Origin of the sequence: Streptomyces sp. 8K308 (assembly GCF_004348315.1) — a bacterium.
GTDB lineage: Bacteria > Actinomycetota > Actinomycetes > Streptomycetales > Streptomycetaceae > Streptomyces.
Genome location: NZ_SMKC01000282.1, coordinates 1 through 9,341 on the forward strand (window position 1 = coordinate 1; position 9,341 = coordinate 9,341).

8 protein-coding genes are annotated in these 9,341 nt (G+C 73.9%); 3 read left to right on the top strand and 5 right to left on the bottom strand.

All coding sequences use genetic code 11. The features are described 5' to 3' along the window. Window positions 1–115: 115 nt before the first annotated feature. The 4 genes from E1265_RS28130 to E1265_RS28145 all read right to left on the bottom strand — a co-directional run bounded on the left by E1265_RS28130 (window position 116) and on the right by E1265_RS28145 (window position 4,757). Window positions 116–1,045: a DUF2510 domain-containing protein gene (locus E1265_RS28130; RefSeq protein WP_132933807.1), complete on the bottom strand. Its 930-nt coding sequence runs from the start codon at window positions 1,043–1,045 to the stop codon at window positions 116–118. 85 nt (window positions 1,046–1,130) lie between these two features. Next, window positions 1,131–1,916 carry a 3-oxoacyl-ACP reductase gene (locus tag E1265_RS28135; protein ID WP_132933808.1) on the bottom strand — a complete coding sequence of 262 codons (786 nt, stop codon included), beginning with the start codon at window positions 1,914–1,916 and terminating at the stop codon, window positions 1,131–1,133. Between the two features lie 58 nt (window positions 1,917–1,974). Then, the gene (locus E1265_RS28140) at window positions 1,975–3,351 is read right to left on the bottom strand and encodes an aldehyde dehydrogenase family protein (RefSeq protein ID WP_132933809.1); all 1,377 of its coding nucleotides are present in this window, start codon (window positions 3,349–3,351) and stop codon (window positions 1,975–1,977) included. Between the two features lie 29 nt (window positions 3,352–3,380). Then, the gene (locus E1265_RS28145; protein ID WP_132933810.1) at window positions 3,381–4,757 is read right to left on the bottom strand and encodes a glutamine synthetase family protein; all 1,377 of its coding nucleotides are present in this window, start codon (window positions 4,755–4,757) and stop codon (window positions 3,381–3,383) included. 74 nt (window positions 4,758–4,831) lie between these two features. Between E1265_RS28145 and E1265_RS28150 the strand changes: the two genes are divergently transcribed. From E1265_RS28150 to E1265_RS28160, 3 genes are all read left to right on the top strand, one after another. After that, window positions 4,832–5,581 (top strand): FCD domain-containing protein, encoded by a 750-nt coding sequence (locus E1265_RS28150; protein ID WP_132933811.1) that lies wholly within the window; start codon window positions 4,832–4,834, stop codon window positions 5,579–5,581. Between the two features lie 131 nt (window positions 5,582–5,712). Beyond that, window positions 5,713–7,182 (top strand): ethanolamine permease, encoded by a 1,470-nt coding sequence (gene eat / locus E1265_RS28155; protein WP_132933812.1) that lies wholly within the window; start codon window positions 5,713–5,715, stop codon window positions 7,180–7,182. A gap of 15 nt (window positions 7,183–7,197) precedes the next feature. Continuing rightward, window positions 7,198–7,914 carry a gamma-glutamyl-gamma-aminobutyrate hydrolase family protein gene (locus tag E1265_RS28160; RefSeq protein ID WP_132933813.1) on the top strand — a complete coding sequence of 239 codons (717 nt, stop codon included), beginning with the start codon at window positions 7,198–7,200 and terminating at the stop codon, window positions 7,912–7,914. Between the two features lie 163 nt (window positions 7,915–8,077). Here the strand turns inward: E1265_RS28160 and E1265_RS28165 are convergent, their stop codons facing one another. Then, window positions 8,078–9,277, bottom strand: a complete 1,200-nt coding sequence (locus E1265_RS28165) for a cation:proton antiporter (protein WP_165953915.1) — start codon at window positions 9,275–9,277, stop codon at window positions 8,078–8,080. Window positions 9,278–9,341 lie beyond the last annotated feature (64 nt).

Consider the following 9,341-nt stretch of genomic DNA (forward strand, 5'->3'; position numbering starts at 1 on the left):
GTGCCGGGGGTGCCGGTGGGGTGCGCCGGGGGCCCTGCTCCGTGTTCATCCACCCTCTCCCAGGCCGACCAGCACCGCTGGTCACGCGTGACGTGGTCACTTTACGGTCGCCGGCTCAGACTTCGGTACCTGGCCCGTCCGCCACCACCCGGACGTCCTGGACGAACTGGTCGAGAACGTCCGGGTCGGGAGCGTCGGGGCCGAGGTCGCAGCCGATCCGCAGCAGCACCAGCGCGTCGGAGCCGTCCGGGGCGGGGAACGCCACGGACTCGACGAACGCCTCGGTGCCGGCCGCGGTGGTGATCCGGGTGCGGACCCGGTGGCCCTGCTGGCCGGCGACGGTGACCGCTTCGTCGAGCACGTCGGCGGAGTCGGTGATCCCGCCGTAGGACGCGTCGCCGTAGGAGTCCTGCTCGTTGCTCGGGATGTCGCTGGTCGCCAGCTGTTCGGGGGTGAGGCCTTCCGTGCCCGGGAGGGCGATCATGAAGACGCCGGCGTCGACGCACCGCAGGTCGGAGTCGGCCGGGCAGGGATAGCCCCCGCTGGTGACCGAGACCCCGCCCTGCATCTCCCCTTCCTCCCAGCCCTCGGGGACGGGCAGGGCGGCGCCGCCGACCTGGGCCCGGGTGAAGCCGTCGCCCGCGCCGCTCTCGCCCTCGCGCTCCGGCGGCTCGTCGCCCTCGCCCGGCGGTTCGGCGAACCGCTCGAACCCGGGTGCCGCCGTCCCGCCGGCGTCGCCGTCTCCGTCGTCGATGAGCAGCAGGGCGGCGATCAGCAGCCCGGCAAGCACCAGCGCGCCACCGATCAACATGGCCGCCCGCCCGCCTCGGCCCCCGGCCGGTGGCGGCGGCACGAACGGGGCCTGCGGCGCGGTGGCGGCCGGGTAGCCGTAGCCGGGCTCAGGGGTGGGCGGCGCGGCCGGTCGGGGGCCGTCGCCCGTGGGGCGGGTCCGCTCGGTCCAGGAGGAGCCGTCCCACCATCGTTCCATGGCGGGCCCGGCCTCGTGCTGGCCCGGGTCCTGGTACCAGCCGGGTGGCGTCGTCATGCTCACGGAGTGAACTTGCCACAGCTTGGCCCACGAGGCCACCGTGCGTGGCGGGTTGGGAGCCGCGCGGACGCCACCGATGAGCTCACAGCGGGGTGACGTAGGCGCCCGAGATGCCGCCGTCCACGAGGAACTCGGCGGCGTTGACGAAGGAGGCGTCGTCGCTGGCGAGGAAGGCGACGGCGGCGGCGATCTCCTCGGGCTCGGCGAACCGGCCCATCGGCACGTGCACCAGGCGGCGCGCGGCACGCTCCGGGTCCTTGGCGAACAGTTCCTTGAGGAGGGGGGTGTTGACGGGTCCAGGGCACAGGGCGTTGACGCGGATGCCCTCGCGGGCGAACTGGACGCCGAGTTCGCGGGACATGGCGAGCACCCCGCCCTTGGAGGCGGTGTAGCTGATCTGGGAGGTGGCGGCGCCCATCACGGCGACGAACGAGGCGGTGTTGATGATGGAGCCCCTGCCCTGCCGGCGCATGTGCGGGATGACCGCCTTGCAGCACAGGTAGACCGAGGTGAGGTTGGTCTCCTGGACACGGCGCCAGGCGTCGAGGTCCGTGGTGAGGATGGAGTCGTCGTCGGGGGGCGAGATGCCGGCGTTGTTGAAGGCGATGTCGACGGCGCCGTAGCTGTCGACGGTGGTCTGGAACAGCGCCTCGACCTGCTCACGGTCGGTGACGTCGGCGCGCACGTAGCGGCCGCCGGTCTCCGCGGCCGCGGCCTCGCCGCGCTCGGCGTCGAGGTCGGCGCAGACCACCGTGGCGCCCTCGGCGGCCAGCCGGCGGGCGGTGGCCAGGCCGATGCCGCTGGCTGCCCCGGTGATGACGGCGGTGCGGCCGACCAGGCGGCGGGCGGACGCTTGAGTCTGGGTCACTGCGGTTTCCCTTGGGTCGTGGTGCGGGCGGGCTCGTGGTGCGGGCGGGCTCGGGCCCTCAGGAGTCCGAGGCGAGGAAGACGTTCTTGGTCTCGGTGAACGCGGCGAGCGCGTCGGGGCCGAGCTCGCGGCCGAGCCCCGACTGCTTGAAGCCGCCGAACGGGGTGGCGTACCGCACGCTGCTGTGCGAGTTGACGGAGAGGTTGCCGGCGGCGACGCCCCGCGAGACGCGCAGCGCCCGGCCGAGGTCGCGGGTCCAGACTGAGCCGGAGAGGCCGTAGTCGGTGGCGTTGGCGAGCCGGACGGCCTCGTCCTCGTCGTCGAAGGGGGTGACGACGGCGACCGGGCCGAAGATCTCCTCGACGGCGGCGCGCCGTCCGGCCTGGTGGGCCTCGAGGACGGTGGGCGGGTACCAGAAGCCGCGGCCGGTGGGGGCGGTGCCGCGGATGGCGGCCGGCGCGTCCTCTGGCACGTAGGAGCGCACCCGCTCGCGCTGGGCGGCCGAGACCAGCGGGCCCATGGCGGTGTCCTCGTCGGCCGGGTCGCCGACGGTGAAGGACAGCACGGCGGGTTCGAGGAGTTCGAGGAAGCGGTCGTGGACGGCGCGCTGCACGAGGATGCGGCTGCGGGCGCAGCAGTCCTGCCCGGTGTTGTCGAGGAACGATCCCGGGGCGGTGGCGGCGGCGCGCTCCAGGTCGGCGTCGGCGAAGACGATGTTGGGGCTCTTGCCGCCGAGTTCGAGGGTGACCCGCTTCACGGCGGCGGCGCAGTGGGCCATGACCCGCTTGCCGGTGGCGGTGGAGCCGGTGAAGACGATCTTGGCGACGCCGGGGTGGGTGACCAGCGCCTCCCCGGTGCCGGGGCCGTCGCCCGGCAGCACCTGGAACAGGCCGTCCGGGAGCCCGGCGGCCAGGGCGAGTTCGGCGAGCCGCAGCGCGGTGAGCGGGGTGGTCTCGGCCGGCTTGAGCACCACGGCGTTGCCGGCGGCGAGCGCGGGCGCGGTGCCCCAGGCGGCGATCGGCATCGGGAAGTTCCACGGGGCGATCACGCCGACCACGCCCAGCGGCTCGTGGAAGGTGACGTCGAGCCCGCCGGCGACCGGGATCTGGCGGCCGGTCAGCCGCTCGACGCCACCGGCCGCGTAGTCGAGCAGGTCGCGAACGTTGCCGGCCTCCCAGCGCGCGTTGCCGATCGGGTGCCCGGCCTGACTGACCTCGAGCAGCGCCAGCTCCTCGCGGGCCGCGTCGATTTCGGCGGCGAACCGGCGCAGCAGCCTGGCCCGGTCGGCCGGGGCGAGCGCCGCCCAGCCGACCTGGGCCGCGGCGGCCCGGCGCACCGCCGCGTCGACCTCGGCCGGGGTGGTGACGGGCACGGTGGCGATGGTCTCCTCGGTCGCCGGGTTGACGATCTGGTGGGCCGACGGCGTGGTCTGCACGGTGCGGGTCGCTCCTCGATGGTCCGTGGTCACAGGCGTTCGAAGGAGCGGAACCGCTCCCAGTCGGTGACGGCGCTGTCGTAGGCGTCCTGTTCCACGCGGGCCATGTTGAGGTAGTGCTCCACCACCTCGTCGCCGAACGCGGCCCGGGCGACGGCGCTTCCCCGCCAGAGCTCGGCGGCGTCGCGCAGGGTGGCGGGGACCCGCTCGGCGCCGCCGGCGTAGGCGTTTCCCGGGCAGGGCGCGGGGGGTTCGAGGCGCTGCTCGACGCCGTGCAGGCCGCCCGCGATCATGGCGGCGACGGCCAGGTAGGGGTTGACGTCGCCGCCTGGCAGCCGGTTCTCCATCCGCAGCGACGGGCCGTGGCCGACGACGCGCAGCGCGCAGGTGCGGTTGTCCAGGCCCCAGGCGACGGCGGTGGGCGCGAAGGAGCCGGCCCGGAAGCGCTTGTAGGAGTTGATGTTGGGGGCGTAGAGCAGCGACAGCTCGCGCAGCGTGGCCAGTTGGCCGGCGAGGAAGTGCCGCATGGTCTCCGACATGCCGTGCGGGTCCCGGTCGTCGTCGGACGCGGCGAAGACGGGGCGGCCGGTGGCGTCGCGGAGCGAGAAGTGGACGTGGCAGGAGTTGCCCTCGCGCTCGTCGTACTTGGCCATGAAGGTGAGGGCGACGCCCTCCTGGGCGGCGATCTCCTTGGCGCCGGTCTTGTAGACGGCGTGCTGGTCGCAGGTGGTGAGGGCGTCGGCGTACCGGAAGGCGATCTCGTGCTGGCCGAGGTTGCACTCGCCCTTGGCGGACTCGACGACGAGGCCGGCGCCGGCCATCTCGTTGCGGATGCGGCGCAGCAGCGGCTCGACGCGCCCGGTGCCGAGCACGGAGTAGTCGACGTTGTACTGGTTGGCCGGGGTGAGGCCACGGTAGCCGGCGTCCCAGGCGTGTTCGTAGCTGTCGCGGAAGAGCATGAACTCCAGCTCGGTGCCCGCGTGCCCGGTCCAGCCGCGCTCGGCGAGCCGGTCCAGCTGGCGGCGCAGTATCTGCCGGGGCGAGGCGGCCACCGGGGTGCCGTCGTGCCAGGCGAGGTCGGCGGTGATCATGGCGGTGCCCGGGTGCCAGGGGACGCGGCGCAGGGTGGCGGGGTCGCCGTCCATCCGGAAGTCGCCGTAGCCGCGCTCCCAGGAGGACATGGCGTAGCCGTCGACGGTGTTCATCTCGGTGTCGACGGCCAGGAGGTAGTTGCAGCCCTCGGTGCCGTGGCGCCACACCTCGTCGAGAAAGAACCTGGCGGCGAACCGCTTGCCCTGGAGGCGGCCCTGCATGTCCGTGAAGGCGAGGACGACGGTGTCGATCTCACCCAGGTCGACCAGTCCGCGCAGCTCCTCGATGGACAGCGGTGATGTGCGTTCCCACACGTCGACGGCCTCCTGTCGCTTCAGCCGAGGGCCATAAGGTAGCCGTGCAGACCATTGATTGGGAAGTAGGTCCGATGCGAGACGGTGACGGCGGCCGGGGCGGCGGCGTCGAGCGGCTGACGGCGGTGCTGCGGCCGGTGCGCGCCGGCAACGGCTTCGAGGAGGCCCTGGAGCAGATACTCCAGGTGCTCCGGCTCGGCCTGGTGGCCGGCGGCGAACGGCTGCCGCCGGAGCGTGAGTTGGCTGCCCGGCTCGGGGTGAGCCGGGTGACGCTGCGCGAGGTGCTGAAGGTGCTGCAGGACGAGGGGCTCGTGGAGAGCCGGCGCGGTCGGTACGGCGGCACGTTCGTCTGCCCGCGCCCCGCGCCGGCCGGCGACGCGGGGCGGACCGAACTGCGGCGCCGGATCGCGAACGTGGACCTGGAGGACGTGCTGCGGCTGCGCGAGGTGCTCGACGTCGGCGCGGCCGGGCTGTGCGCGGCCGAGGACCTGGACGCGGCGGGGGCGGCGCGGCTGCGGGCGGCGCTGGCCGCCACCGGGGAGGCGGCCCCCGGCGACTACCGGCGGATGGACACGGCGCTGCACCTCACGCTGGCCGCGCTGTCCGGGTCGCCCTCGCTCGCCGCCCAGTACGCGGCGGTGCGGGCGACGGTGAACGAGCTGCTCGACTGCATCCCGCTGCTGGTGCGCAACCTGGGGCACTCGCAGGCCCAGCACGCGGCGCTGGTGGCGGCGGTGTGCGAGGGGGACGCGGACGGGGCGCGGGAGATGATGCGCGAGCACTGCGCCGGGACCGCGGCGCTGCTGCGCGGCTTCCTCGCCTGACCGCCCCGTGTCGGCCGGCGCCGTAACAGCTGTTTAACGCACGAGGCTTGCGCCGCGGCCACGGCAACCGCAAAGGTATCCGCCCAGACCATTCAAGCGCCCCGCGAGCGAGCGCGAGTGGAGGAGCGGCCATGACGGAGCAGACCGAGTCCAGCACCGCGCCACCCGGGGGCATCGGCGGCCCGCCGTCACCCGAGGACGCCTACCTGCGTCGGCGGGCGCTACGCACCGGCAGCGCCGGCCCGCTGCTGCTGACCGGCCTCGGCGTCGCCTACGTGGTCTCGGGCGACTATGCGGGCTGGAACTTCGGCCTCGCCCAGGGCGGCTTCGGGGGCCTGGCGATCGCCGCGGCGCTGATGGGCCTGATGTACACCTGCATGGTGTTCGCGCTGGCCGAGCTGGCCGCCGTGCTGCCCACGGCGGGCGGCGGCTACGGCTTCGCGCGGCGGGCGCTCGGCCCGTGGGGCGGCTTCCTGACCGGCACGGCCATCCTGATCGAGTTCGTGCTGGCCCCGGCGGCGATCGCCATCTTCATCGGCGACTACGTGGAGTCGCTCGACCTGTTCGGGCTCAACTCCGGCTGGCCCGTCTACCTGGGCTGCTTCGTCGTCTTCCTGGCCATCCACCTGTGGGGGGTGGGCGAGGCGCTGCGGTTCAGCCTGACGGTGACGGCGGTCGCGGTGGCGGCGCTGCTGGTGTTCGTGGTCGGCGCGCTGGCCGACTTCAGCCCCGGCTCGCTGGACGACATCCCGGTGGACGAGGGTGCGTTCGGGGCGAGCTCCTGGCTGCCGTTCGGGCTGCTCGGGATCTGGGCGGCCTTCCCGTTCGGCATGTGGTTCTTCCTGGGTGTGGAGGGCGTGCCGCTGGCCGCCGAGGAGACCAGGGACCCGGCCCGCACCCTGCCCAGGGCGATGGCGTGGGCGATCGGGATCCTGCTGGTGCTCGCGGCGCTCACCTTCCTGGCCGCCGCCGGGGCGCGCGGCTCGGCGGCGCTCCAGGACGCGGGCAACCCGCTGGTGACGGCGCTCGAACCGGACGGCGAGACGACGGGGCTCAGCCGCTTCGTGAACTACGCGGGTCTCGCCGGGCTCGTCGCGTCGTTCTTCTCGCTGGTCTACGCGGGCTCCCGACAGCTGTTCGCGCTCTCCAGGGCCGGCTACCTGCCGCGCTTCCTCTCCCTGACCAGCCGCCGCAGGTCGCCGTACCTGGGACTGCTGATCCCCGGCGCGCTGGGCTTCGCGCTCGCGGCCGCGACCGGGAACGGCGCCCGCATGCTGAACGTGGCCGTGTTCGGGGCCACCATCTCCTACGCCCTGATGCTGCTCTCGCACATCGTGTTGCGCCGCCGCGAGCCGGCCCTGCCACGCCCGTACCGCACCCCCGGCGGGGTGGCGACGTCGGGCGTCGCCTTCGTGCTCGCGCTCGCGGCGCTGGTGGCCACCTTCCTGGTGGACCGGGAGGCCGCGCTCATCGCCCTTGGCGTGTACGCCGTGGCGGTGGCGTACTTCGCCTTCTACAGTCGGCACCGCCTGGTGGCCACGGCTCCCGAGGAGGAGTTCGCGGCGCTGGCCGAGGCCGAGGCCGAACTCACCAGGGACTGAAGGGAGTCCGTTCGGATGGCGCGATCGCTGATCGGGATCAGCAGCTACCTGGAGGACTCGGCGCGGTGGGGCGTGTGGGAGACGCCGGCGGCACTGCTGCCGGTCGGCTACCACCGCCACGTCCAGCGCGCCGGCGGCCTCGCGGCGCTGTTGCCGCCGGACGCCGGTCCCGGGGCGGCCACGGCGGCGGTCGCCCGGGTCGACGGCCTGGTGATCGCCGGAGGGCCGGACGTGGACCCGGCCCGCTACGGCGCGGCGCGGGACCCGCGCACCGGGCCGCCGGCGGCGGCGCGCGACGCGTGGGAGCTGGCGCTCATCGAGGCGGCCCTGGCCGCCGGGCTGCCGCTGCTGGGGATCTGCCGGGGGATGCAGCTGCTGAACGTGGCGCTCGGCGGCACGCTGCGCCAGCATCTGGACGGCCACCAGGGTCGGCCAGGCAGCTTCGTCGACCACGAGGTCACCCCGGTCCCCGGCTCCCTGCTCGCCGGCCTCCTCTCCCCCACGCCGCTGGCGGTCCCCACCCACCACCACCAGGCGGTGGCGGTGCTCGGCGCCGGCCTCACGGCGACCGCGCACGCGGCGGACGGCTCGGTGGAGGCGCTGGAGTTGCCCACCGCCGAGAGCTTCGTCCTCGGCGTCCAGTGGCACCCGGAGGCGTCGGACGATCCGCGCCTCCTCAGCGCTCTGGTGATGGCTGCGGCCGGCGGCCGGAGCCACGGCCCCGGCAGCTGAGGCTTCTCGGCTCGACGGACGGCGGCGCGGGCACCGTCCCCAGCCGCGTGCCGTCGGCGCTGCCCGGCCCGCGACCGCCTTCGCCGGGGCCACGCCGTGGCCGGCGTGGCCCCGGCCACCAGCGTCCGAGGTCCGGCCAGGCCAGCGCAGCAGCGTCACGGCACTACGACCGCGAGAGCGTCGGTTCGGCGCCGGCCTCCGCCAGCTCCGCTCGCCCGGCCGCTTCGCGGCCGCCCGGCATGCTCCGGAGCAGCCAGTGCGAGCGCCCGGCGACCAGGGGCGCCACGACGGCCAGGATCAGCACGTAGCCGGCGATGAACGGCGAGAGCCGCTCGTCGAGGCCGGCGGCGGCCGCCATCGTGGCCAGGATCAGCGCGAACTCGCCGCGTGCCAGCAGCGTGGTGGCCACGTTGGCCGCCGGCTGCGGGCCGAACCCGTAGATCCGCGCCGTGACCAGGCCGGCCAGCAGGTTCATCGTGATGGTGATGACGATGGCGGTGATCACCGGCCAGATGACGGTCGGCAGGTCGCCCGGCGCGATCGACAGGCCGAAGCCGAAGAAGAAGATCGCGGCGAACGCGTCCCGCAGCGGGTGCACCAGGTCCCGGATACGGTCGCCGGAGCCGGTGTTGCCGAGGATCAGGCCGACCATGAAGGCCGCGATGGCGTCGGCGACCCCGAACGTCTCGGCGATACCGGCGATCAGCACGGCGGCGCCGAGGAAGGAGATCACCAGCAGTTCGTTGTCCTTGATGGCGAACAGCCTGCCGACCACGCCGGTCCCCCAGCGGGCCGCGATCGCGAGCACCAGCAGGAAGCCGAAGGCCTTGGCGATGTCCAGGGTCATGGCGCCGATGTCGTCGGCCCCGGAGATCACCGGCTGCAGGGCGGCCAGGTAGAGGGCGAGGAAGATGTCCTCCACCACGATGATGCCCAGGATCGGCTTGGTCTCGGGGTTTCCGATGCGCCCGAGGTCGACGAGGATCTTGGTGACGATGGCCGAGGACGAGATCCCGAGCACGCCGGCGAGCACCAGCGCCTCCGAGGTGCCCCAGCCGAGCGCGAAGCCGAACCCGAGGCCGGCGCCGACGTTGAGCGCCAGGTAGGTGCAGCCGGCCACGGTCATCTTCCGACCGCCGGTCCTCAGGTCGTCCATGTGGAACTCGAGCCCGAGGTAGAACAGCAGCAGCACCAGGCCGAGCGCGGACAGCATCTCCAGGTCGTGCGGATCGTCGAGCAGCACGAAGCCGGGGGTGTTGGGGCCGAGGAGTATGCCGGCCAGGATGAACAGGGGGATCGTGGGCAGGCCTATGCGGCTGCCCAGGCGGGCGAGGATCGCGGCGGCGACGAAGGCACCGCCCATGGCGAGCAGGGTGTCAGCGTGTCCCATGGGATCACCTGGGCCGGGTGAGGACGAGGGACGACAG